Source organism: [Actinomadura] parvosata subsp. kistnae (assembly GCF_900323885.1).
Lineage (GTDB): Bacteria > Actinomycetota > Actinomycetes > Streptosporangiales > Streptosporangiaceae > Nonomuraea > Nonomuraea composti.
On record NZ_OOHJ01000018.1, the window covers coordinates 441713 to 466931 of the forward strand.

The following is a 25219-nucleotide window of genomic DNA, read 5'->3' on the forward strand; positions in this document are numbered from 1 at the left end:
ATGGACGCATGAGCGAAGAGTCGAAACTCCCCTTGTTCAACCCGCGGGTCAGGCGCGAGCTGTACGAGCAGCGTGTCCTCGTTCTCGACGGCCCTCTCGACGACGACAACGGGACGCTGCTGGCCACCCAGTTGATGGCTCTCGCCACGCAGGACGCGTCGGCCGACATCTCCTTGTGGATCCACTCCCCCGGCGGCTCGGTCCCGTCGATGCTGGCGATCCGCGACATCATGCGCATCATCCCCTGTGACGTGTCGACCCTCGTGCTGGGCATCGCCTACAGCGCCGGGCAGTTCCTGCTGTCGTCGGGAACGCGGGGCAAGCGCCGTGCCCTGCCGCACTCCCGCGTGCTGATGCACCAGGGCTCGGCGGGCATCGGCGGCACCGCGGTCGACATCGAGCTGCAGGCCGGCGACCTCCGGCACACCCGCGACACGGTGCTCGGCCTGATCGCCGAGGACACGGGCCAGCCCGTCGAGCGCATCTTCGAGGACTCCCTGCACGATCGCTGGTACACGGCGCAGGAGGCCCTGGAGTACGGCTTCATCGACGCGATCGTCCAGAACTTCGACGAGATCGCGCCACAACATCGCCCACGGCCCGGATTCGGCGTCACCCAAGGAGTCGGCCAGTGACCAGCTACACGATCCCGAACGTCATCGCCCAGCACCCTCGTGGCGAGCGGATCATGGACGTCTACTCGCACCTGCTCACCGAGCGGATCGTCTACCTGGGCACCGCGATCGACGCGGGCGTCGCGAACGCCCTCATCGCGCAGCTGATCTTCCTGGAATCGGACAACCCCGACGCGGAGATCCAGTTCTACATCAACTGCGAAGGCGGCGACCCGAGCGCGATGCTCGCGATCTACGACACCATGCGCCACATCCGCCCGCGCGTCTCGACGACCTGCGTGGGACAGGCGGTCGCGGTGGGTGCCGTGCTGCTCGCCGCGGGCGCCGAAGGAAAGCGGGCCGCCCTCCCGCACGCGCGGATCATCCTGCACCAGCCGGCGGCCCAGGGCCGCGGCACGATCCCCGACCTGATCCTCCAGGCCGACGAGGTCGTACGCGTCCGGGCCGACATCGAGCGCATCCTCGCCCGGCACACCGGCCAGACGGTCGAGACCCTGCGCGCCGACACCGACCACGACCGCGTGTTCACCGCCCAGGCGGCCCTGGAGTACGGGCTCATCGACCAGATCATCGAGGAGCGCTCGTAACCCCAAGCCGGCCGCGCTAGGCGGCCAGCGCGTACACCGTCGCCGCCGCCGAGCAGGTGGCCCCCCTCGACGCGCTGTGCTGAGCGGGCCGCAGGCTCTCGGCGACGGCAAGGGTCAGATCGACCAGCGTCACATCCAGCGCACCGGCGACCGCGGCGATCATCTCGCTCGACGGCTCCTTGACGCCCCGTTCGATCTCGGACAGATACTGCGGCGAGACCCCGGCACGACGTGCCGTCTCGCTCAGCTTCTCGCCCCGCTCATGGCGAAGCCCTCTCAAGCACTCACCGAGCACGTGCCGCCACAGCGGCTCGCCGGCCGGGAACGACTTGGGGGCGGTCCGATCGAACGCTGGACGCGACGGGATGGATGTGGCCATACCTCACCATAAATAGCCAGTGCGTTCGCGTTCTGCCTGCTTCGCGCAGAGCGGAACCAGCCCCCTCGCCCAGCGACCGCCGCCACCAGCGACGGCCGCTCGGCGAAGGCGGCTCGGCGAGGGCGGCCAGGCCCCGTAGAGCTCCCTCTCGGTCCTGGGCATGATCAGGAGCCTCATGCCGGGCGCCCGAGGCGGGCGGCCGAGCACCACGGGCATGGCCGTGCTTCAGGAGCGATTCACCTATTCGGAGCGGCGCAGGTCCATGGTGTCGGATCCGTGCCACCGGTTGTTCGCGGCCGCCTGCCGGGCTCGCTCGGCCGGCTCGTCGGCCAGGCCGGTGCGTTCGATGCACCACTCCACCCACTCGGGCAGCAGGTCGAGGGCGGCTTCGGCGTACTCCTCGGCGTACCCGTCCGCGACGAGGATCACGGTGTGCTCGATCCGATGCGGGGAGCAGGCGTAGTAGCCGGGCCCGGACAGGTCGGACCAGTTGTCGGCGAGCGTGGCGACGTCTTCCCGCTCGGGCCTGGGGCCGTTCCGTTCGCGCAGCCAGGCGGCGAAGTCGTCGATGATCGGGACGAGGTCCTGGCCGGCCTCGGGCGCGACGGTGAACGGCTCGCAGAGGGCTCTGGCGCGCTGACGCTGGCGGAAGTGCTCGGCGACGAGCTGTCGCGACTCGGTGCCGATCATCAGGACACTCAGGAGATCGGCACGGCACAGCGGATCCAGCAGGTCACGGACGGTGGCCCGGTCACACGGGGCCGGGCGGGTGGAGGCGGGCGCCGCGCGCACCCCCACGGCGGCCCGCCATTCGGCGAACGCCTCCTCCGGTGAGGCGAAGACGGCGGCGTGCACGACCCGGTCGCCGGTGCAGCGGTCGACGTCCCAGCAGTACCAGTGCGGGTCCTCCCCACCCCAGGCGAAGGGGGCCACGAGCGCGTGGCGCGAGCCGTACACGTCGGTCAGCAGCAGCGGCTCTCCAGCCGGAGCCGCCCGCAGGACCTCACCCGGCCACCCGGGACCGACCCCGGCCTCGGCCAGCGCCGCGGTGCTGTCCTCGACGGCTGCGCGGACGGCGGGGTCGGGGTCGCGGCGCAACATCTCCCCGCTGGACGGCGGCGTCATCGCGGCGAGCCCGTGCAGCAGCCGCCACAGGTCGTCCACCTGCCCACCGGTGCGTGCGGCGCGCCGGATCCGGTCGCGGACGAGGTCGGCCAGCGACGCCAGGTACTGGTCCCAGTGGAAACCCATGGTCTCGGCCTGGGTGCGCGCCCACATCTCCTCGCCGACCAGGTCGACGACCGCGTTCTCCAGCCGCAGAGGCGAGCCGGCGGGCAGGCCGGCGAGGCGCTCGATGATCGCACGATGGGAGCCCGGCCACCACTGATCCCCAGCGGTCCCCAGCAGCGACTCGAACAGCCCCGAACCAGCATCGGGCGCGGGCGGACGGGCGGCGGCGAGCTGCTGCGCGCGCCGGGCGGGATTGCCGCTGACCCCGCGCGTGGGACTCGCCTTCCCTTTACGCTTCTTCGCCACGGCGCCGATCCTACGGCGTTCAGAGGGCGGTGAGGAAAGCGCGCATTTCGAGCAGGTCCACCTTCTCTACGTCCTCGGGCCGGATGATCACGCTGAGCCGGCGGCAGACCGGACGCATCCGGGAGTGGGCGACGAAGGACAGGATGATCACTTTGAGCAGGTTCTCCCGGTCGAGGGCATGCACCCGCGCCAGCTCCGCCCCCATGACGGGCACCGCCACGTGGCCGAGCTGGCTGTGGTCCCCGATCGCGGCCCACAGCCGGGCCAAGCCGGCCCACAGGTCGTCGACGGACGAGCGCGCCACCAGGTCGTTGCCCATCCTGCTGTAGGCGAGGCAGTAGATCCGGCGCCGCGGCGAGCCGATCACGGCGACGGTGCCGAGAGGGTAGCGATCCCGCTTGCCGCGCGGCTTGGACTCCGCGGTCTCGGCGGCGACCGGGACGGTGGCGGTGAGGGCCCGTTTCAGCTCTCCGTCCAGCCGCGCGAGATCATCCTCGTACAGGCGGCTGAGCAGCTGTCCTTGCAGGCTGTTGCGATTGATGATGCTGTCGTCGGTGGTGTCCAGGTCGAAGGTGTCGGTGAAGCCGACCACCAGATCCGCCTCCTGGGCGAACAGGTCGCCGACCTGGATGGTGATGGTCATGTCGGGGTGGGGGAAGTCGCGCGACACCCGGCCGCGTGAATAGGCGGCCAGGACGCCCCAGGCCAGGCAGGCCCCCAGCGAGATCGCCGTCACGCCGCCGGGATTGCCGAACCGCACGCCGAACACCTGGCCGACGAACTGGACGCCGGCCGAGACGACGCCGAAGGCGATGAAGAACTGCGTCGCCAGCAACACCCGGCCCCGGGACGTGCGGAAGACCTGCCGCAGGCCGTGGATCAGGCGCACCGGTCATCGTCCCCGTCGCGGAGGTCGGCGGGTGTAGGCGGCCAGGTCGCGGAGCAGGCTCGGTTCGACGTAGTCGACGCCCGTCCCGGACAGGCGGCAGCCCGCGGTCTCCAGTCGCTGCCGGATCTTCAGCACGCTCGTCGCGGAGCCGTCGAACTGGACATGGTTCAGCCCGGCGATGTCGGAGAAGGGCCGCACCCGGCCCAGTCGCAGCAGGACCGTGCGCGCCGGGGCGACCCCGAAGGCCAGGCCGGCCTCGAACAGCACGTTCGGCCGCGGCTGGCACTGCTGGTCGTGGTCGCCGTGGTCGCCGGCGAGCTCGGGGTGCAGCCGGACGATGTCGTCGGGCGTCATCACCACGACCACCGCCTGCGCCGTCCCGAACGCCCGCCCGACGACGTCCAGGAGGTGCGGGCTCATGGTCGCGGTCTCACGGACGAGGGTCTCCCATTCGAGCGGCTCCAGGCCCATGCGGCGCAGCAGGTCGAAGACCCGCAACCGTGCCTGCTCGTCCCGCCCGTGGATCACGAAGACCTTGCGCTCCTTCTCCGGTACGGGCGCGTGACCGACCGGCGTGTGCTCGGGCGCCTCGCCGTCCGGCGGCGGGGTGCCGTAGGTCGTCGCCCGCGCCCTGGGCCCGGCCGCGAGGGAGGATCCGGTCACTTGCCCACCGCTCACCTGGATGCCGTAGTTGTCGGCCACGGTGCCTCACTTCTCCTTCTGCTTGCCCTTCTTGCTCCTGTTGTCGCTCGGCGCGGGCATATGGGTGGTCGCCTGCGCGTTGTCCCCTGCCGCGACGCTGCTTCCGCTGATGGAGCTGCCGCCGGTCACCAGGACCCCGTTGTTGAGAATGGTCGTCTGCCGCTCGATCAGCTCCCCGGTGTGCACGTTGCGCTCGTCCAAGAACTCCACCATGGCGTCGAAGATGCGCTGCTCGACGACCTTCGTGTACATCTCGCTGTCGAGCTTCTGGAAATAGCGCTGGTACCGCGAGTCGCTGGCCTCCTCGCGGACGCAGTAGGAGGCGCCGTGGTTGAAACTGCGGTCCTGCGGGGCGACGGCCGGCTCGGCCAGGGCGCTGCGGTCCCGTACGAACTCCGACAGGTGACCGAACACGTCCATGACGCCACCGAAGAGGCCGATGCTGCGTACCGCCAGCCAGGCAAGGCTCCACGCCGACCTGATCGGGCGGACCTTGTCGTACTTGTGGAAGCGTGCCTGCAACGGTGTGAGGACGGAATGGCTCGCCTCGATGAACAGGTTCTGCTGCACGATCGCGAACCGCAGGAAGATGGTGAGCGCCAGCTCACCGTCCCAGCCGATCAACCGGATCACCGTGTACGGGCGTGCCCGGCCGTCCCGCTCCGCCAGCAGCTCGTCGATCTTGGTGTCCCCGACACCAGGAAGGGGACAGCCGGTGTCGTCGACGTAACCGTCGTCCTTCCAGACGTCGCGGCCACTGACGAAGATCCGGTCCGTGACTTCAAGACCCTTCCAGTTGAGCGCCCGCACCTGCGCCGCCACGCGCTCCCGAATGTCGTGAACCTCGAAGGGCTTCGTGGGGGCTCCCTCGTACCGGGGTTTGGTGACGTCTATGGCGAACGACCAGCCGCCGATGACCTGCCCGTACCCCGTGAACGGCTCGAACTTGCGGTAGATCGACAGGTTGCCCCGCGTCAGCTCCTCGATCTGCGCGATCCGCCGACGCAGCAGGGGCTTTACCGGGTTGGGCGCCTCCTCCGGCGAGAAATGGCCGGGCCTGAGGGCCACCGTGATCGCGCGGTTCAGGGTCAGCCCGTAGACGAACCTCACCAGGGTGTTGCCGAGCAGCATCGAGCCCAGCGCCCACGGAAGCAGGCGGAGGGGCGCCAACGACAACGTGTGGATCGCAACGGCGATCGTGCCCAACGCCGTGAACAGGCCGGACAGGCTGAACGCGGCCAGAGCGCAGTCACGCAGGGCCCGGCGCCGCCGGCCCGCGCACGCGTGTCGCAGCACCGCCGGGATGTCCACGCCAGGCGACGTCGCGATACCGCGCCGCGGCTGACGGACGATGTGGTCGAAGAGCCGTTGGGCGAAGACGAAGTCGGCCTCTGCGGCGCAGCACAGGTGCCGGGTCACCTCGTCGTCCGCCCGTTTGATGTCCCTGGCGTGGCGGCGCAGGAAGACCGAAGCCAGAGACGGCGGACGATCGTCAGGGGGCGCTTCGAGGCTGAGCTCGGTGAGCGGGCATGGGGGGCAGGCGCCGGCATCCGACGAGTGCCCCGGACAGAGCGTGCACAGTGTGTTTTTGCGCACTCCTCGCGCACTCCTTCACTGGTACGTGTCCCCTTGTACTGAGGAGTGATCCGCGATCAGGAATACGTCGTACGGCGATGATCGCCCGCTTTCCAGCGGCGTGCGAACCAGCCGGGGCCCTGGCATCGGCGGGTGCTCCTCTCGGCCGCGTCGCGACGCTGAAGAAGCCATCACAGGAATGATCAAGGAATACCACTACGCAGGTCACATAGGACGACCGAGTTTCTCGGCGCCCACATCACCAGCCCCTGATCGACGATCATCGGCCAGGGTTTCGCTGCCGCCTGCTTGGCCCAAGGTTGATTCACGCGTGAGTCAGTCGCGGCGGCTGAACAGGTGGCCGATGCCGCCCGCGAGGGCGATCGCCATCATCCAGCCGAAGATGATCACTGCCCACACCCAATACCAGAGCACCTTGCCCAACGGCGACACCGCGAAGTCGGGCAGCCAATAGGTCACCTGGCGCAGGTTGACCACCGGCAGCAGCAACTCCATGGAGTAGATGGACGGCACGAAGCACGGATAGCTCGCCGTGCACTCGGACACCCGGGGACGGGGGCCGCTCTGCCCGGCGGCAGCGGCGATCATGAGCCCTTGTCCTTGGGCCAGGGTGAACAGGAACCAGGAGACGACCCAGCACAGCACCGCCAGCAGCAGCAGGCGGTGGAAGGCGTAGCCGTAGCTGACGGACTTGTCGAGGAACCAGTTCCACAGTCGCAGAAGCGGGCCGCCGAGGTTCCAGACGCGGCCGTTCGAACCGTCCCGCCGTAGTTTCAGGTCCGGCTGGCGCCTCCGTTGCCGCTGGAGTTCGATGGCGATCCGCCTGGCCTTGTCGCTGTGGCCGTCACCTTGGTAGATGCGAACGAGCCGCTGGTAGACGTCGGGGGCGAAGGCCGCCGAGCGGAGCCAGTCCAGACGCTGGCTGATCGTGATCCGCGTGTCGGGCGAGACCCCCTCGTCGTCGACCTCGTCGAAGGCGAACCCAGCGAGAGTTGTCGCCTGCCCGCCCGGCCAGGAGGCCGGCAGATCCTGGAGGTTGCCGACGTGCGAATGGGAGACGTCCACTGCCTTCGGGGTTTCCTGGGGACGCCAGATGAAGTTCGTGCCGACCTTCATGCATCGGGCGTAGAACCGGTCGATCTTGGCATGGGTGCAGTCGAGTTGGCGGGCCACCGATGCCTGATGCAGCAGCACCTTGCCCTTTGCGACGAACTTCTCGTTGAGGTAGACGCTGCCGCGACAGACCAGCCCCTCCGCGACGAGAGCGTCGTCGTCCACATTGTGGAAACGTCCGTTGGTGCAGTTGAGTTCGCTCTCAATGGTGGTGTTGATGAGCTCCACCATGCCCTCGGCCTTGAAGCCGTCGTTGAGGAAGACGGCGCCGCCACAGATCAGTCCGTTGACCGACAGGGCGGGGTGCGTCCTGTCACCCTTGAAGGTGCCGCGGGTGCAGTTGAGCTCCGTCGCGATGCGGGCCCTGAGGAACTGCACCGTCCCCTCGGCCTTGAAGCCGTTGTTCAGGTACACCGTGCCGTTGCAGATCAGACCGTTAGCCATCAGGGCGATGTCGCCGGGATTGCACACACGGCCCCCTGAGCAGCTCAGCTCGCGTGCGATCCTGGCGACGTGGAGGGTGACACCGCCGTTGATCACACAGCCGTCGCCTAGGCGGATCTCGCCGCAATTCACACCATTGGCGCTGAGGGCGATGTCGCCCTTGTTGCTGAACCTGCCTCCATTGCAGCTGAGCCGGTCGGTGATCGTGCTGCCGTCCAGGCGTACTTTCCCCTTCGCGCGAAACTGGTACTGCATGAGCACGGCGTCGGCCGTCAGGTGCTCCGCCTCGATCACCGCCTGGTCCGGAGGCGGGTCGGCGAACGTGCCTCCCGTACAGTTGATCTCTCCCCTGACGTTCGCCTCGCTCAACAGGACCATCCCATGAGCCTCGAAGCCGCCTCTGAGATAGAGGCCGGTGGCGACCTGGATGCCCTCCGCCATGAGGGCGTACCTACCGGGGTTCACGAAGTGGCCCAGCCTGGCGTGCAGCGCGCCGATCCTGGCCAGCCGCAACCTCAGCTCACCTTCAGAGCGAAATGCGGCTCCGCACAGGAACTCGCCGTCCAGGGCCAGGTGCGAGGCATCGATGGTACGCCCTGAGGGGTTGCGCAATTGCGCGCCCCGGGCGTTGATGGTGCCTTTGATCTGGGCTGCGACGATGGTGATCTCCCCGTCGGCCGCGAATCCCTCGTCGAGTTGCACACCGCCTTCGACCTGGAGGTTGCGGCCGTCCAGGGCCGGGCCGTCCGTTGCTTCGAACGTGCTGCCTGTACAGCGCAGGTTGCCGTTCAGCCGCCCCCGCATGAGCGAGATCGCGCCGACGTTGTGAACCCGCTGCAGAACGAGATGACCCTCCGTACGCAGGCTCGGGGCGTTGAGTCCGTGCATTTCGCAGTCCACGAAGATGAGGTCGCCGTCAGCCTGCGTGGCTGTGAGGTCGATCGCGCTGGTGAACGTGCAGTTGGCGAAACACAGGGCCCGGGACAGCCGCATTCTCGACAGTTTGAGGTCCCCGATGATGGCACGATCTTTGTACTCCACCGGATGGCCGTCGTCAGCCTTCATTTTCTCGTTGATGTCGGTGAGCAAATCGGACGCTTTGATTTCCTGGAGGAGGACCATTCGCGCAGTATCGCTAGGACAGGAGTTGCGCCGCATCGGGAGCGAGGCTAGGGATGCCCCTAGGGTGGTCCGGAGATTTGGCATAAGGGTGGAACGTGTTCTGCCGGCGGAAGCGGCCAGGGCGCCCATCCACAATCCGCTCCATCCGCACCCTCATCTGCCCCGTGGCGTCCATCCCTGACCGCATCCATGGCGAATCGCCGATCCGAACGTATGCCGGCAAGACCGGCTCGGCGGCGTTCTGCACGCGTACACGCATACCGCTTGAACTGTTTCGTGGGCGTTGGCAGCGCATACAGCCCTCTGAGCACGCGGCGTGCCGGTAATGCATTCATGATCAAAGACGACACGTATGCAGGGCGGCACGACGCCCGGGAGGGGGAGCGATGGACCCGATCGGCCCGGGTGCGGGGACCGCCCGGTTGCTGGAGGCGCGGCGTGACGGCGATGCCGGCGCCGGGAAGGCTTCGGCGGGTTCCTGGCACGTACGGCTCCAGTGTCTACCGCGCAAGGGCCGGCACATCGCCAGGGGGTGATCCGCACGAACCCGGACCCGGGCACCAGTGGCACTTCGCGCGGCGCTCCGGAAGGGGCAGGTCCGCGGCAGGAGGCGTACGCGTCCGGTCCGGCACGCATTTACCAGGCGGGCCGGGACCAGCACTTCCACTACGGTGACAGCCCGGATGCGCGTCGACGGGCGCGCCCGGGCAGCGTGGACGTCGAATGTCCCTACCCTGGGCTGGCGGCGTTCGGGCCGGAGCAGGCCCGCTGGTTCTTCGGTCGGGACGCGCTGGTCGCCGACCTGCTCGCCCGGCTCGACCGGCGCCTGCTGGGCTCCGGCGGCATCCAGGCGGTGGTGGCTCCGTCGGGTGCGGGGAAGTCCTCGCTGCTGCGCGCCGGCTTGCTGCCGAGGCTCGCGGCCTCGGCTCTGCCCGGTTCCCATCGCTGGCCGGTCATGCTGTTCAGGCCCACGGACGATCCCATCGGTGCCTTGGCCGCCCAGCTCTCCTCCCTGACGGGCGCGGACCAGGCCGAGACCGCCGAGCGACTCGGCGTCGATCCCGCCGCGGGCGCGGCGATGCTGGCCGACTATGCCGGCGACGACGACGGGATGCGAGTCGTCGTGGTGGTGGACCAGTTCGAGGAGTTGTTCACGGCGTGTGACGACGAGCGCTGCGGTCGCCGGTTCATCGACGTGCTGACCCGGATCGCCGGTTCCGCGGCGGCGAGGCCGGCCGGGGTCGTGGTCATCGGGCTGCGGGCCGATTTCTACGCCTCCTGCGCCGGCCATCCAGGGTTGCGTGCAGCTCTGGAGGACTCGCCGCTGCTGGTGGGCGCGATGTCGCTCGCGGAGGTACGGGAGGCGATCGTCTACCCCGCGCAGGACGTGGGGCTGGACATCGAACCCGGCCTGGTCGAGCTGCTTCTGCGTGACCTCGGCTCATCCGGCGGTCCAGGCGAGGGCTCCGGCGCCGGCGGCCGGCAGGAGCCGGCCGGTTACGAGGCCGGACGGCTCCCGCTGCTCGCGCACGCCCTGCGCATGAGCTGGCAGCAGCGCCACGGCGCTACGCTCACGGTCGAGGGATACCAGGCCACCGGCGGCATCCAGCGCGCCCTGGCTACCACCGCCGACCAGGCGATCGATGGCCTGGACGCCGCCGGGCAAGCCAGGGCCCGCGCCGTGTTCCTGCGACTGGTACGGATCGGCGAAGGCGCGGACGACACCCGGCGACGGGTCGCGTGGGCGGAGCTGGCGGAAGCGTTCGAAGAGCCGGCGGTCACGTCCGCCGTCGTGGACGTCTTCACGGAGGCCCGGCTGCTGTCCCGGCACACGGACACCGTGGAGATCGTGCACGAGGCCCTGCTGCGTGGCTGGCCGCGGCTTCGCCGGTGGATCGACGCCGACAGGGCGGGCCGGGTCGTGCACCAGGACCTCGAAGAGGAGGCGGCCGCGTGGGAGCGGGCGGACCGCGATCCCGCCCTGCTGTACCGGGGCAGCCGCCTGGAGGTCGTGCGGACCTGGGCGGCCTCGGCCCCGGCCAGCGACATCAGCGTGGCCGCGAGGGAGTTTCTGGCGGCCGGCGTCCGACAGCACCGTCGTACGGCGCGGCTGCGCGCCGGCGTCATCGCCGCCCTGACCGTGCTGGCCGTGGTCGCCGCCACCACCGCCGTGCTGGCCGTACGCTCGCAGGGCGAAGCGGAGCTCCAGCGGGACACGGCCACCTACAACCGCGTCCTGGCCGAGGCGGACCGGCTCGCCGACACCGACATCTCCCTGTCGGCCCAGCTCACCCTGGTCGCACACCGCATGAAACCTGGAGACGACACCTACACCCAGGTGCTCAACCTCCGGCACACCCCGCTGTCCGTCCTGCTGTCCGGCCGGGACACTGAGATCGACACGGTGGCGTTCGGCATGAACGGGCGAGTTCTCGCCGCCGCCGGGTCCGACGGACACGTGCGACTGTACGACGTCGCCGATCCCCTCAAGCCACGGCCGCTGGGCCGCACCCCCGCCGAGCCCACCGACGGCTTCAGAAAGGTGGCGTTCAGCCCGGACGGCCGTACCCTCGCCGGCGCGGGCAACGACGGCACGGTGCGGCTGTGGGACGTCCGCGACCCGGCCCGGCCCAGGCCGCTGCACCCCCTCCCCAGACGGAACGAGTCCCTGACCTCGCTCGCGTTCAGCCCTCACGGGCACGTCCTGGCCGTCGGGGACACGCAGGTGGGGCTGTGGGACGTCCGCGATCCGGCCCGGCCGAAACCGCTGGCGCGATTGCCCGCCCCCATCGCCGACAATGTGTACTCGCTGGCGTTCAGCCCCGACGGGCTCAGGCTGGCCGTCGGCGACAACGACAGCACGATCCGGTGCTGGTCCCTCGACGACCCGGCCCACCCGCGTCCGATGGGACGACCCATCAGGCACGACGGCTTCCTCACCTCGGTCAACGCGCTGGCGTTCAGCTCCGACGGCACGGAGTTGGCCAGCGCGAGCGACGACATCAGGCGGTGGGAACCGGCCGACGGAACCATGGCCAGCCGGCCGCTCGGGGGAACCAGCGACGACATCTCCGACGTTGCCTACAGCCCCGACGGTTACACTTTCGCCGGCACAGACGGCAGAGTCATCAGGTTGTGGAACATCGCCGGCCAGAGCGAGCTCCGGCAGATCGGGCGGACACTCACCGGCCACACCGGGCGGGTCAAGTCGCTGGGGTTCAGCCCGGACGGCCGTACGCTCGCCAGCGGGTCCGAGGACGGGACGGTGCGGTTGTGGAACGTCCAGGCTGGTCGTCTCACCGACCGGTCGATGGCCCTCAACAAAGTGGCCTTCAGCCCGGACAGCAGAACTCTCGCCGCCTTCGACGACTTGTATCCTCACGTCTGGGACATAACGCGGCCCACTCGGCCGAAGCCCCTCGGTCTGTTTCCCACGTGGCCGACCGACAAGGCCCCGGCCATCAACGGATACGTCGCCGTTGACCCCGGATGGCACACCTTGGCCACCATCGGCGACGAGCGGGACGGAAACCGTTCCATCCGCCTGTGGCGTCTCAGGGGGCCGTACATCACCGAACGACTCGGCCCCCCTCTCGCTCCCCGGGACAGCTTCCAGTCGGTGTGGTTCAGCCCGGACGGACGGCTCATGGCCGCCGTCACCCTCGACAGCTCGGTCCTGCTGTGGGAGCTCACCGACCCCGCGCACCCCAAGGGGCCGACGGTGCTGCACGGGCCGTCCGAGGACATCCCCTCACCGGCGTTCGCCCCTGACGGCCGCACCCTGGCCCTGGCCGTGGACGGAGCGGTCCGGCTGTGGGACGTGACCGATCCCGCGCATCCATCCGGCACCCGAACCCTGCCGGACCTTCCCGACACGGCCACGTCCCTGGCGTTCAGCCCCGACGGCAGAACGCTGGCCGGCACGGTGGACAGATGGATCAAGCTGTGGAACGTCGCCGAGCCTGTACGCCCGCCACAGACCCTGCCGGGGCCCGACGACGGCCTGGGAGCCGTCGCGTTCAGCCCCGACGGGCGAACCCTCGCCGGCGCGGGCTATGACGGGACCGTGTGGTTGTGGCGGGTGCTCGGCCCAGGACACGCAGAACTCCGCGGCAGGCCACTGAACGGCCACACGGGCACCGTCTCGTCCGTGACCTTCAGCCCGGACGGGCACCTGCTCGCCAGCGCGGGGCAAGATCAGTCCGTGCAGCTGTGGGAACTGGACGCGGAGAGCAACATCCGCGGCATCTGTTCCGTCACGGCCGGCGCCATGACACCCGACGCCTGGCGCCGGTATGTGGGCACGGATGCCTCCTACGACCCGCCCTGCACATGACCCGGCCAGGCGGCCGGACGAAGGGCGGCGTAGTTTTCGGCACTCACACGGTCATGCTCGCGCGGCTGTACTGCTTCGCCGTGGTCAAGCACGCTACCCGGCGGACCCACGTACGTCACGGCGCACGGGTGCTGCCGTCCGTATTGGCGCGACGGCTGCCCAAGCGGCTTCGCCTCCGCCACTCGTCGCCTCCTCGTCATCGCGGCGGGCGCAGCATCGTCAGGATTCGCGGCAACTCCGGTACGCCTTCGGCCCGGCGGACCTGGAGGATCGCCACACCGTACGCGGTCAGGCCGAGCAGGATCATGCCCACGACGACCGGCCAGCGCAGGGCATGTGGCATGTAGGTGGCCAGGAACCAGGTGTGGCGTTCGAAGCCGTTCGCGACGAAGATCCCGGCGACGACGCCCTGGGGGAACAGGGGACGGCGCCGAGGCCGAAGCCGGTCCATGCGACGGCCTGGCGGTGCCTGGGCAGGGTGGCCAGGCGGGAGGTCGTGCCTGGGCGGCGGCCGGTGCGCATGGTGTGCAGCAGTTCGGGTCCCCGCGCTCTACCTGCCCATCCACGACGCCCCGCCCACCGAGTGGGCGCTGGTCCTCCGGCGCTCGGCCGGCGAGACGCCGCTCGTCCGCGCTTTCGTCCGTACGGGCGGCGATCTCGGAACGCTTCCCATCTGAGACCCGCGCACCGGCCGGCCGATCGTCACATGCGCGAACCACGCCTGCCTGCCATCCGCCGGCCTCGACCATGACGCTCGCGGCAGCCGATGCTTCGCCGTGCACATGCGCGGTTCGGACGGGCAGGCGGCAGCCGCACGACCTGCGACACGGAATCCGCTGCCCTGGCACTGGCCGCCGCCGGCAACGCGCATACTTCACGTACACAAAGAGTCGGGAATCCGCGACAAATCAAGCACGATCCAGGACTTACGATCAGGCGAATTCCAGTACAGGAGCGGTTCCTCCGGGCTGGCCGCACGCTCGCCACCCGTGAACACGTCGTAAGCGGCACTGTCCTTCAGCAGCCCGCCGATCCTCCCCGATTTCTCCGTGCACCGGTCGTACAGAATCGGTTGTGGCCCAGGATGCTTCGCCGTATGGCTCCTCTCCTTGTTGTCATTCACGTAAGGTCCTCCGAAAAGCCCGAACCGATCGTTCATCAGGGGCCCTCCGTACGACGCCACGACTTCCCGGCGTTCTGTCCCGTCCTTCCGCAGCACTACGAGTTTGGTCAGTTCATAACGACGCTGCGGCGGCAGGCCGACACACCACTCGCGCCCGCACTGCGTTCCGTCCCATTCCCGCACAGCCGCCGGCACCGTCTGCTCCAGCGATGGGAGCCGCTGAGCGGCCCCTCCCTCCAACGGCACACGATAAGCCTGTCCATCTCCGTGCCAAACGGCGTCATCACCGACGATCGACAACCTGTCCTCGAACGGCACCTGGCCATGGCCGGTCAACCAGGTCGCCAATCTCATTTCGCCGCCCGACCGAGGCATCGTCCAGAGTTCCACGTGCCGTTTGCCCGCGTTCCACGGCTCCGAGCGATAGACCCCTGCCGTCCACACGATTTTCGTCTCACTCGTGGCGACGCTCATGATCTCGAAGCACAAACTGCACTCTGCCCACTTCGGCGCAGTGCCGAGGGCGCGAACACCGCCCGCACGAAGATCGTAGGAGTAAAAAGTGGGCCGCCACTCGGACGAGGTGACCATCAGAACCTCGTCCTCGCCCAACATGGCAGCCGGCTCAACGGGCAACTTGCCCTTGATCTTCGCAGGCACCGTGACTACGGCATCACGCCATATGCTCGCCGCCGACTCGTATTCGGGCACTTCAGGCAACGCCTGCGGACGCCCGGGAAGAGGCGTGCTGACATCCTGAATAGTGCAGGACAACGTGAAGGAAATCAGTGTCAGCACTATGGCCGCGGCCCTGGCAGCGGCATTCGGATGTACCGGCAGAAGCATGATTTTGATCCTAGGCTTCAAGGGGCAGAACACCGGTCACGGCTGAATCACATCCAGCGCGCGACTCGACACCAATGCGAAGCATCGACAGGGGGCGGTGCAGAGATCAGGGCCGGTGGGCGGAACGGCTTTGTACGACGGTGCGACGCGCGATTCGTGCTTCGGACCGAACGCCGCGAGGAACAGCGGGAGATCCCTCCGGTCGACATAGCGGACGTTCTGCGCCGACTCCCCCACAACCCCGCTCGTGGCTGAGGTCGGCGGACGTCAATAGCCCCTGGTACGGCGGGCAGCCGGACGGATGCGGCGCCTGATGTCGCGCCTGCCCAGGGCACGCAGCACATCGATGCCCAGGATCGCCCCGGCGCCGATGGCCAGGGCAGTTGACAGGGCCTCGATGAGGTAGTGGGTGCCACCGAGCACGTCACCGAGGTTCAGCTTCAGCATTCCGCGAAACATCACCGAACCTGGCAGCAGCGGTCCGATCGCCGGGATCACGAACACGATGGGTGGTACCCGCACCCGGTTGGCGTAGATCGAGCCCATCAGCCCGATCACCGCGGCTGCCACGGCGGTGGCGAGCACCGCCGGCCAGTCCAGCCACCGTAGACAGACATAAGCAGTCCAAATGACCACACCACCGAGGGCCGCCGGTGGTGTGTGCTTGGGCGGCACTCGGAGCGCCACCGCGAACGTCAGCCCCAGCATGAGCGCCCCGATGAGTTGCGGCACCGCCAGCGACAGTGGTGCCGTGGGCGCATCGTCCACGGTGATCCGCACACCCGCCTTGACAGCGACGGTGAGCACGATGCCGATCCCCGACAGGACGGCTGCCACGATGAACACCACCTCCGACAGTCGCGCGGTGGCGGTGACGTATTCGCCCGCGATGCCGTCCTGCACGCAGGCGACGAGCGGCCGGCCGGGCAGCAGTGCGATCACCGCTCCGACGACGATCGCTGAGGCCTGGACGGGCACCTGCTGCCAGATCATGAGCACCGCGGCCGCGGTGCCGACGGCCGCGGCCACGGCCGTTTGGAAGAACTCCGCGACTCCCCGCCTGGCGAGCCAGGTCCCGGCGCGGTCCCCGAGCAGGGTCGCGATGAACGCGGCCAGCGCCACCACCGGACCGCCACCGGTCAGGACCGCTGCCGAGGCCGCGACCAGCGCGGGCGCCGCGGCCCCGACCCAGCGTGGATGCGCCCTCGCCTGGCGGGCGATCTCCTGCAGGCGCCGGCGACCCATGGTCAGCGGCAGCGTTCGGCCGGTGATCTCGCCGACCAGGTCGTGCAGCGCGACCAGGCGGGCGAAGTCCGGTTCGCGCCTGCGGACTCGCCGTTCGGCCGTGACCGGCATACTGCCGTCGTCCGGGACATTGGACAACGTCAACGCTGACAGGTTGACGTCTGCCTCGATCCGGCGCACCCCGTAGGTTCGTGCGATCGCGCGCATGGCGTTCGTGACGTTCTCGGTGCTTTCTCCGCTGGCGAGCAGCAACTCGCCGATGCGCAGCGTCAGGCTGACGGCGCGGTTGGCGTCGGCGTCGGAGACGGCTCCGCTCATTCACCGATCTCGCTGGCCGGCCGCGGCATTCAGACGGCGTCCCGCTGGATGCGGCATGTCATGCGGTGGGCGCCGCCGAGCCGACGACCACTCCCGGGACCAGGGCGAAGCAGTTGTCTCCTGAGTTCCATCGCTCGCGGGCCTGCCGGCTCCACCCGCACGATGTCGTCGAACAGCAGCTCGTCGCTGTTGGACGATGACCTTGCGCAGGGTGCCCGCCTTCGTACCGGTCTCATCCACCCCGCGGCTCCGCGTCTTCGTGCCGGCTCTCTGGCGGTACGTGTTCGATCTTGAAGCCGGTGAACCCGTACACGACGCTGAGCAGCGGGCTGGCGATGTTGAAGAAGCAGAACGGCAGGTAGGCCAGCGTCGGCACGCCCAGGACCGCGCCCATGAACGCGCCGCAGGAGTTCCACGGCACCAGCGGTGAGGTGACCGTGCCGCTGTCGGCGGTCAACCGCGACAGGTTCGTCGGCGCCAGGCCGCGCTTGGCGAACTCGACCCGGAACACCCGCGCGGGCAACACCAGCGCGATGTACTGGTCACCGGCCACGATGTTGAGCCCGAAGGCGCTGGCGAACACCGCCACCGACAGGCGGCCGGTGCTCTTGGCCGCCCGCACCATCAGCTCGATCAGCCGGTTGAGCAGCCCGAACTCCTCCAGCAACGTACCGAACGTGACCGCGCCGATGATCAGCCACAGTGTCGGCAGCATGCTGTCCATCCCGCCGCGTGACAGCAGCCGATCCACATCCGCCAGACCGGAGCTCTTCTCGTACCCGTTCGCCATCGCCCGCCAGACCGCCTTGATCCCGGCCACGACAGGATTCAGCCCGGGCTCTCCGACGAACGCGCGGATCACCGCGGGCTGGGTGAAGCTCCCCACGATCCCGGCGAAGATGGCCGCCGCCATCAGCGCCAGCGTCGCCGGCACCTTGCGCGCCGACAGCACCACCAGCAGCAGCAGCGGGAGCAGATTCAGCGGGGTGATCCAGTAGATGTCGCCCAGAGCGTTCAGCTCACTGCCGGTGTCGCCCAGGTCGGTCGCGGCCGGCCCCCAGACCCAGCCGATCAGCAGGAACAGCACGAAGGCGATCAGGAACGCCGGGATCGACGTCCACGCCTGCCGCTTGATGTGCTCATAGACGTTGACCCGGACCATCTGCGCGGTCAGCACCGTGGTCTCCGACAACGGGGACAGTTTGTCCCCAAGGTACGCACCCGAGATCACCGCTCCGGCGGTGATCGGCGCCGACACCCCCAGCATCGTCGCGATGCCCACCAGCCCGACGCCGATCGTCGCGGCCGTGGTCCACGAACTGCCGATCGACATCGCCACGATGCCGCAGAGCAGCGCGGCGGCCGCGTAGTACCAGCCAGGCGACAGCACCTGGATCCCGTAGTAGACCAAGGTGGGGATCGTCCCCGACATGTTCCAGGTGCCGATCAGCGCGCCCACGGCCAGCAGGATGAACACCGCGCTGGTGATCGACGACAGCGCGCGCTGCCCGCTGGCCTCGACCTCCTCCCACCGGTTTCCGTTCCTCAGCACCACCAGCATCGCGACCAACGCGCACAACACCAGCGCCACCTGGAGCGGCCCGTTGAGGGCATCGAGGCCGAACAGCGCCAGGGAGCCGCCGATCAGCACCACCAGCGCGCCCAGCACGATCACCAGATCGGCCAGCGACGGCGGCCGAACCGACCTACCCGTGTCCCCTTGGGCGTCGCCCTCCGTGCTGTCGCTCATCGCCTCGTCGCCGGCGCACCCGCCGTTCCCGCCGCTCGCCGTCCGCCGGCCTCACCGGGCGGTGCCGCATTCCGATCGCATCCGATTCGACAGCGGCCTTCCCGGACAGCCCGGCCCACGCCTGTCGCCGACGCCGAGGAACCGAGACCCGCCCAAGATCGACACCGCATTGCCGCCTCCTGAGGGTCTCTGATCTGTCCCCTCACCACCCGAGGGAAACCGCATGACATGCGAGGCGACGTACCCCATCGGCGCGGCGACAAGGTTCACGGCAGGTCAAGTTCGTTCCATGTCACCTGGCCGCCGTTGTCTCAGACACCCGTTGGCCCGGGCGGCGTGGTCGATGACTTGATAGCTCACCGCGGCAAACTGGCGGCCGCGTGGTGATGACAAAGGGCGACCTCAGATCAAATATCCGGAAAAGGAATGTCTCTCCAAGTTCACCGCTGGATTGAGGCATGATCCGGCAAAAGCGGTGGTTGGGCGTTGTCGGTTCCGTAGCGGATTTGCGACGTTCTGGCGGTACCAGGAAGAGCGCGGAACCATTCTGGGGAATACGTACATGAGACCTTCACGGGTTCGATCACTGGCGATGCCCGGCGTCGCTCTCGCGAGCGTCGTGCTCGCCAGCGGAATCGCCTCCCTCCCGGCCGGCGCGGACAGAGCGTCCGGCGCGGGCAGAGCGTCCGGCGCGACCGACGCGGACTTCGACGAGAGATGGGGGGTCGTTGGCCGTAACACGCTGGGAGGGCCGAGCGCCGTCCTGCGGTTCGGCCCTTGGGGTCGCAACTCCGCCGACGATCTCCGCGCCACCGTGCCGCCGCCGTACGGGGCCGGCAGCCTGGGCCTCATCGTCGGCACCGGCGACGACAAGATCGTGTGGGGCGACGAGAGCGACTTCGGCGGCATGCGGCTCAGCAGCATCAACACCCTGTCGTACTGGGTGTTCGAGGGCCAGACGCCTCCGCTGACGAACCTCCCGCCGAACCTGATCATGGAGGTCGACCCGAACCTCGATCCCGGCGTCAACTTCACCAGTCTGGTCTTCCTGCCGGAAAGCGCCACCCGCCCCGCCTCTCCCCCGACGCGCCTACCGAGCACCTGGCAGCGGTACGTGCCCAGCGCGGCGGGCAGCGCCTGGTGGGCCACCAACGCGCGGACGGCCGCGGCCACAGGATGCAGCCTGTCAAGTCCCTGCACCTTCAGCGAGCTCAAGGAGGCGCTGCCCAACGCGGTGATCACGTTCAGCCTGGGGATCAACAAGGGCAGGGACACCCCGTTCGTCGGTGCCGTCGACGGCGTCCAGGTCAACAACCGAATCTTCGACTTCGAGCCGCAGGGAGTGCGCGAGCTTTCTGCCGTACACAGGTCCAAGTCCCAGCGACAACTCCGGCTGCGCCATGAACGCCGGCATCCCCTGCCTGCGCCTCGTCCCCGCCATCGGTAGAGCCTGGTGCGCCGGTGACGGTGTCACCATAATTGATGATCTACGGGGTGGGCGGGCGAGGGGAGCAAGCGGAACATGTCGGTGATCCAGCCGCTGCGTGAGGGCGACCCCGCCGAGATCGGATCTTGGCGGCTCATGGGGAGGCTGGACGCGAGCACCTATGCCGGGGAGAGCGACGACGGCGAGCGGGTGGTCATCAGAGTGCTGCCCGCGGACGTGGACCCCGAGGACTTCCGGCGGGCCGTCGAGCCGCTCCGTGACGTCTCCGCCTTCTGTACGGCGCAGGTCCTCGGCTCCGGCGCGCTGGAGGACGGACGGCCGTTCGTCGTGAGCGAGTTCATCGACGGGCCGACGTTGCGCGAGGCCGTGGCGGCGGGCGAGCCGCTGCGGGACGCGGCCTTGCATCGGCTCGCGGTGGGCACGGTGACGGCCCTGGTCGCCCTGCACCAGTCGGGGTCGGTGCACGGTGACCTCGGGCCGGACACAGTGGTGCTCGGGCCGGACGGTCTCCGGCTGATCGGGTTCGGGCTGGTACGGGCGATGGGGACCTCCGTCGAGGCGACGACCCGCGAGGTGGATGTCCCCGCGTTCACCGCCCCGGAGCGCTTGCGGACCGGTGAGGCCGGTCCGGCCGCGGACCTGTTCTCGTGGGGGGCGACCATCGCGTACGCGGCGTCGGGACGCTCGCCTTTCGACGGCGGCTCGGTGGCCGGAACGGTGAACCGGATCACCGGCGCCGAGCCTGAGCTGCCCGAGCTGGGCGACCTGCGGGAGCTGGTGCGGGCGTGCCTGGAGAAGGACCCGGCCCGCCGCCCGGCCGCGAGTGACGTGCTGTTACGCCTGGTGGGCGAGACGAGCTTCCTGACCGGCATCGTGCCCGCGCCCGGGGCGGCAGCGGAGAGGCCCGCGGCCGGTGAGACGCCGGCAGCCCCTGAGACGACAGCCCCTGAGCCGACAGCTCCTGATCCGTTACCACCTGGCCCGACAGCTCCTGACCCGTCATCATCTGCGCCGTCATCATCTGGCCCGTCATCACCTGGCCCGTCATCATCTGGCCCGGCAGCACCTGAGCCGCCATCACCCCGCCCAGCGACCTCCGGCAAGCCGTCACCTGGGCCGCAAGCGCGACCGGGCGCGACGTCCGGCCGGCGGCGGAGCACGGCGCTGATCGCGGTGGCCGCGTTCGTCGCGGGGGCCGTGTTGTCCGGCGGTGGCGTGTACGCGCTGACGGACCGGCGCGGGACACCCGCCGGGCCTCCCGCCGCGTCGGCCGGCACCGCCCCGCCGTCGAGTGCCGCGCAGGCGGCGCCCACCCAGGCGGCGGGCATGGTGATCACGGCGGCGCCGCAGATCACGGCCGGCGCGACGGCCGCGCCCATGCCGCCGGTGGCGAAGAAGGCCGACAAGGACGTCAAGCTGCCGGACATCGAGGCCACGCTGCACGAGCACAGCTCGGACGCGCTGCGCCTGGCCGCGTACCTGCAGACCGAGGAGCCGTACACCACGTTCGCCCGCGACGCCTCGGGCGCGTTCAAGGGGGTCGGCTTCGGCGAGGAGCCGGCGGTCTCGCCGGACGGCACCTGGGTCGCGCTCAACCCGTGGCTGAAGTTCCAGAACTCCGACCTGGACCAGGTCAGGTTCGTCAACCTCAAGACGGGCGAGCAGTTCGCGGTCAGCACCGTGAAGAAGCCGAGGCAGACGTGGTTCCCGGCGTGGTCCCGCGACGGCAGGCGGCTCGTGCTGTCGGTCACCGACGAGAAGCGGACCAGGATCAGCGGCTTCGCGCTGGTGGACGTGGCCGCCAGGACCGCCAAGGTGGTGGAGGCGGAGTACTCCGACGACATCAGCCTGGCGTTCACCTTCACTCCGGACGGCGGGCCGGCGCGCGGCTACCACGACGGCGACACCTACGGCGTCGAGTTCTACAACGACGCGGGCCAGGTGACCCGGAGCATGCACTGGGTGGGCAAACCGCGCAACCGCGACTGGTTCTCCCCCTCCGGCAAGCTGTTCTACACCGTCTGCCCCAAGGGCGGGACGGTGTGCGTGTGGAACGCCGAGACCGGTGTGCGGACGGCCACCGTGCCGGGGATCAGCCCGAAGAGCAACCTGCTCGGCTGGTTCGACGAGGCCCATCTGCTCGTCCAGGAGCCGGACAAGAAACGCAAGAAGCGCGCGGAGGTGCGCATCGTGAGCCTGACCGGCGGCGTGTCGCGGGTCCTCGCGGACGTCAACCCGCTCAACGGCGCCCTGAACTGGGCGCCCGCGGCACGGTGACGGCCGGGCCGCTGCTCGGCGACGACCCGGCCGAAGTGGCGTCGTACCGCGTGCGGGGCCGGCTCGGGGTGGGCGGCCAGGGCGTGGTGTACCTGGCCGAGTCGCCGCGAGGTGAGAAGGTCGCGGTCAAGATGTTGCGGTACGGCCCGGCGGCGGACACCGGGACGGGCGGCGGGGCAGACAGCGGGGCGGGCAGCGGGGCGGATTTCGCGCGGGAGATCGAGCTGACCCGCCGGGTGAAAACGTTCTGCACCGCGAACGTGCTGGCCACCGGGGAGCTGAACGGGCTGCCGTACATCGTCAGCGAGTACGTGGAGGGCCCGTCGCTGGCGCAGGCGATCGCCCGGCGCGGGCCGCTGCGCGGCGCGGAACTGCGCCGGCTGGCGATCGGCACGCTGACCGCGCTGGCGGCGATCCACCAGGCGGGGGTGGTGCACCGCGACTTCAAGCCGGGCAACGTGCTGCTCGGCCGGGACGGCCCGAGGGTGATCGACTTCGGGATCGCGCGCGAGCTGGACGCGGGCGGCGCCGGCACCGCCGAGCTGATGGGGACACCGCCGTACATGGCGCCCGAGCAGTTCTCCGGGGCGGGATCCGGCGCGCCGGCCGACCTGTTCGCGTGGGCGTCCACGATCGTGGCGGCCGGCACGGGCCGGCCGCCGTTCGGCTCCGCTCCCACCCCGATGGTGGTCCACCGCATCCTCACGGCGGAGCCCGAGGTGGGTGACCTCCAGGGCGATCTGCGGGAGCTGGTGCTGCGCTGCCTGACCAAGGATCCGGCGGAGCGGCCCACGGCGTCCCACGCGCTGCTGACCCTGCTCGGGCATCCCGTGCCGCCCCGGCGGCTGCTCGCGGCCGGGCAGGCGTCCGCCGCCCCGCCCGCCGCCCCGCCCGCCTCCGAGGACGTTCCCCGGCGGCGGTGGGCTCGGTACGGCGCCGTCGCCGCGACGCTGGTGCTGCTGGCGGCGGGCGGCGCGGCGTACCTGCTGGCGCGGACCCCCGGTGAGCAGAGCACTCAGACGGCCGTGGCCGCTCCACGGCGCTCGCTCTCGAAACCGATGCGGACCTCCTCGTCGGTGACCGTCCGGCTCCCCGACTCGGAGATCAAGGTGTACGACCACCCGGAGGACCCGCTGTGGGTGTCGTCGGTCGCCGGCCCGGCGGAGGACTCGGCGACGGGCTACCCCGCGTACGTCCGCGATCCCGCGTCACGGCGGTTCACCTTCTTCGGCGCCTTCCAGGCGCCGGCGGTCTCCCCCGGCGGCGCGTACGTGGCGGCCCTGGCCATGAGCAACCTGGCGCGCACCGACTTCAACGTGCTGCGCCTGGTGACCCGCCGTACCGGTGAGGACGTCCAGATCCGCACCTCCGACAAGCCCGGCGACACCACGGACCTGCGCTGGAGCGACGACGAGCGCCTGCTCCTGAGCGTTCACGAGGGCGCGGGCAAGAGCCGGCGCGCCACGGGCTTCGTGGTGGTGGATCCCGCCATCCGGGCCGTCACCGTCAGCGAGGTTCCCGGCGGCGGCTCCGGTCCGTACGTCTGGGGGGCCGGCGACAGCGTGCTGCACCAGGGCGAGGACGGCACGGTCCGCTCTTTCGACCTGAAGGGCGCCGAACTGCGCTCGTTCACCGGCGTGGGTGAGCTGTTCGCCGTCAACGCGGTGACCGGCCCGGGGCACGGCACGGTGTTCAGCACCCGCTGCCCGCCGCCGGCCCGCGGCCTGTGCCTGTGGGACGCCGCCACCGGCGAGCGCGCCGCCGAGGTGCCGCTCCGCGACGGCCACGCGTTCGAGGGCTGGCTGGATCCCGGCCACTACCTCGCCAGGATCTCAGCCGATGGCCTCACCAAGCTGGTGATGGCGGACCTGGAGGGCGAGCCGGTGCGCACCCTCGCGGAGGGCCCGGCGAAGGAGCTCGGCCGGATGGCGGTCGGGCTGACCCTCCGATGACCGGGTTCACCCGCCGTTCCGGGGAAGGGAGGTGGCGGGGACCGGCACGGTGGACAGGCCCGGGGTGGGCCGGAAGGCGCGGGCCTGCGCGGAGGCGCGGCGGGCGGCGGCCCGGGAGCCGGCGAGGTCCGCGGAGTGCCAGGTCTCCCACTGCGAGTAGGCGGGCCCGTCGATGGCGTCGACGGCTATGCGGCCGCTGATGCGGCTGATGTCGGAGGAGGCGACGAGGTCGAGGCCGACCCGCTGCATGATGGCCAGCGACATGCGGGCGGCGAGCACGCCCGCGCCGTCGGGGGCGCGGGTGGGCAGGGGAACGTGGAAGACGTCGGTAAGGCCGTGATCGACGCGGTCGAGGTTCTCGGCCGCGATCCGGCTGAGCTCCTGGCCGATCGCGGTCGCCTCGGCCCGCAGCCATCCCAGCTCCTCCAGGTCGGCGGGCGAGATCCACACGCGGCCGTAGATCTCGGCGAAGTGCGGGGCGCGGGACAGGACGGCGAATCCGGGATCGGACCAGATGGACAGGCAGTCGTTCCAGCCCAGCTCGACCGCGGCCCGTAAGTGCTGGATCCCGCCGGGCACGTCCCCGCCCCGGCCGTGCAGGTCGGCGAGCATCGCGTGGATCATCGCGAGCCCCCAGCGCGGCCCCGCCGCCACGCCTCCGGCAGCAGCGCCGTCAACGCCTGCCGCCCCCGCGCCATGTCCCCGTAGATGATCGGCTGGCAGGCCGCGTACAACTCGTTGAACCCGACTTCCATCTCACCCCGGAACTCCGCGTACACGAACCTTTTGGATCTTTGATAGCACGGGTGGGCAGGGGTTTGTGGCGGCACGGCCCCTGCGACCAGCCGACTCGCGTTCGTGCGGTTGAGCGGGGCCAAAAAAGATCGCAAGGCGGCGAACCTTCCTCCCCCCTGCGCCATCC

18 protein-coding genes are annotated in these 25219 nt (G+C 69.8%); 6 read left to right on the top strand and 12 right to left on the bottom strand.

What is annotated here, in order from left to right; genetic code table 11:
- Positions 1 to 8 precede the first annotated feature (8 nt).
- Positions 9 to 635 carry a ClpP family protease gene (locus KIS93_RS22185; RefSeq protein ID WP_080045852.1) on the top strand — a complete coding sequence of 209 codons (627 nt, stop codon included), beginning with the start codon at positions 9 to 11 and terminating at the stop codon, positions 633 to 635.
- Entirely contained in the window at positions 632 to 1222 is a 591-nt protein-coding gene (locus tag KIS93_RS22190; protein WP_080045851.1) for a ClpP family protease, read from the top strand. The genes KIS93_RS22185 and KIS93_RS22190 overlap by 4 nt, the downstream gene beginning before the upstream one ends.
- A 16-nt stretch (positions 1223 to 1238) precedes the next feature.
- On the opposite strand, the gene KIS93_RS22195 is transcribed toward KIS93_RS22190, so the two are convergent.
- From KIS93_RS22195 to KIS93_RS22220, 6 genes are all read right to left on the bottom strand, one after another.
- On the bottom strand, positions 1239 to 1601 hold the full coding sequence (locus tag KIS93_RS22195) for a helix-turn-helix domain-containing protein (protein WP_080045850.1): 363 nt from the start codon (positions 1599 to 1601) through the stop codon (positions 1239 to 1241).
- Between the two features lie 240 nt (positions 1602 to 1841).
- Positions 1842 to 3137: a hypothetical protein gene (locus tag KIS93_RS22200; protein WP_080045849.1), complete on the bottom strand. Its 1296-nt coding sequence runs from the start codon at positions 3135 to 3137 to the stop codon at positions 1842 to 1844.
- A 19-nt stretch (positions 3138 to 3156) separates the two neighbouring features.
- On the bottom strand, positions 3157 to 4026 hold the full coding sequence (locus tag KIS93_RS22205) for a macro domain-containing protein (protein ID WP_222107591.1): 870 nt from the start codon (positions 4024 to 4026) through the stop codon (positions 3157 to 3159).
- A gap of 3 nt (positions 4027 to 4029) precedes the next feature.
- A complete protein-coding gene (locus tag KIS93_RS22210) occupies positions 4030 to 4728 on the bottom strand; it encodes a TIR domain-containing protein (protein ID WP_080045848.1) in 699 nt (232 codons plus the stop codon).
- A gap of 6 nt (positions 4729 to 4734) precedes the next feature.
- Positions 4735 to 6324 carry a hypothetical protein gene (locus tag KIS93_RS22215; RefSeq protein ID WP_155129287.1) on the bottom strand — a complete coding sequence of 530 codons (1590 nt, stop codon included), beginning with the start codon at positions 6322 to 6324 and terminating at the stop codon, positions 4735 to 4737.
- Positions 6325 to 6639: 315 nt separating this feature from the next.
- A complete protein-coding gene (locus tag KIS93_RS22220; protein ID WP_155129284.1) occupies positions 6640 to 9003 on the bottom strand; it encodes a hypothetical protein in 2364 nt (787 codons plus the stop codon).
- A 712-nt stretch (positions 9004 to 9715) separates the two neighbouring features.
- Here KIS93_RS22220 and KIS93_RS22225 point away from each other — a divergent pair.
- On the top strand, positions 9716 to 13339 hold the full coding sequence (locus KIS93_RS22225) for an nSTAND1 domain-containing NTPase (RefSeq protein ID WP_080045844.1): 3624 nt from the start codon (positions 9716 to 9718) through the stop codon (positions 13337 to 13339).
- 196 nt (positions 13340 to 13535) lie between these two features.
- Here KIS93_RS22225 and KIS93_RS22230 read toward each other — a convergent pair whose 3' ends face one another.
- The 4 genes from KIS93_RS22230 to nhaC all read right to left on the bottom strand — a co-directional run bounded on the left by KIS93_RS22230 (position 13536) and on the right by nhaC (position 18621).
- Positions 13536 to 13790: a hypothetical protein gene (locus KIS93_RS22230; RefSeq protein ID WP_080045843.1), complete on the bottom strand. Its 255-nt coding sequence runs from the start codon at positions 13788 to 13790 to the stop codon at positions 13536 to 13538.
- Positions 13791 to 14213: 423 nt separating this feature from the next.
- Entirely contained in the window at positions 14214 to 15308 is a 1095-nt protein-coding gene (locus KIS93_RS22235) for a hypothetical protein (RefSeq protein ID WP_080045842.1), read from the bottom strand.
- A 267-nt stretch (positions 15309 to 15575) separates the two neighbouring features.
- Positions 15576 to 16871: a threonine/serine exporter family protein gene (locus KIS93_RS22240; RefSeq protein WP_080045841.1), complete on the bottom strand. Its 1296-nt coding sequence runs from the start codon at positions 16869 to 16871 to the stop codon at positions 15576 to 15578.
- A gap of 232 nt (positions 16872 to 17103) precedes the next feature.
- A complete protein-coding gene (nhaC, locus tag KIS93_RS22245; RefSeq protein WP_080045840.1) occupies positions 17104 to 18621 on the bottom strand; it encodes a Na+/H+ antiporter NhaC in 1518 nt (505 codons plus the stop codon).
- 592 nt (positions 18622 to 19213) lie between these two features.
- On the opposite strand from nhaC, the gene KIS93_RS22250 reads away from it, so the two are divergent.
- The 3 genes from KIS93_RS22250 (at position 19214) to KIS93_RS65530 (ending at position 24297) form a co-directional block, all read left to right on the top strand.
- A complete protein-coding gene (locus KIS93_RS22250; RefSeq protein ID WP_080045839.1) occupies positions 19214 to 20068 on the top strand; it encodes a hypothetical protein in 855 nt (284 codons plus the stop codon).
- A 75-nt stretch (positions 20069 to 20143) separates the two neighbouring features.
- Complete coding sequence (locus KIS93_RS22255; RefSeq protein WP_080045838.1) at positions 20144 to 22345, top strand: serine/threonine-protein kinase; 2202 nt, start codon at positions 20144 to 20146, stop codon at positions 22343 to 22345.
- Positions 22342 to 24297, top strand: coding sequence for a serine/threonine-protein kinase (locus KIS93_RS65530; protein WP_155129281.1), 1956 nt, complete (start codon positions 22342 to 22344; stop codon positions 24295 to 24297). Before KIS93_RS22255 ends, KIS93_RS65530 begins: the two co-directional genes overlap by 4 nt.
- Before the next feature lie 6 nt (positions 24298 to 24303).
- Here the strand turns inward: KIS93_RS65530 and KIS93_RS22265 are convergent, their stop codons facing one another.
- The gene (locus tag KIS93_RS22265) at positions 24304 to 24921 is read right to left on the bottom strand and encodes a hypothetical protein (protein ID WP_186404383.1); all 618 of its coding nucleotides are present in this window, start codon (positions 24919 to 24921) and stop codon (positions 24304 to 24306) included.
- Positions 24918 to 25052, bottom strand: coding sequence for a hypothetical protein (locus tag KIS93_RS67570; RefSeq protein ID WP_281261977.1), 135 nt, complete (start codon positions 25050 to 25052; stop codon positions 24918 to 24920). Before KIS93_RS67570 ends, KIS93_RS22265 begins: the two co-directional genes overlap by 4 nt.
- Positions 25053 to 25219: the final 167 nt, after the last annotated feature.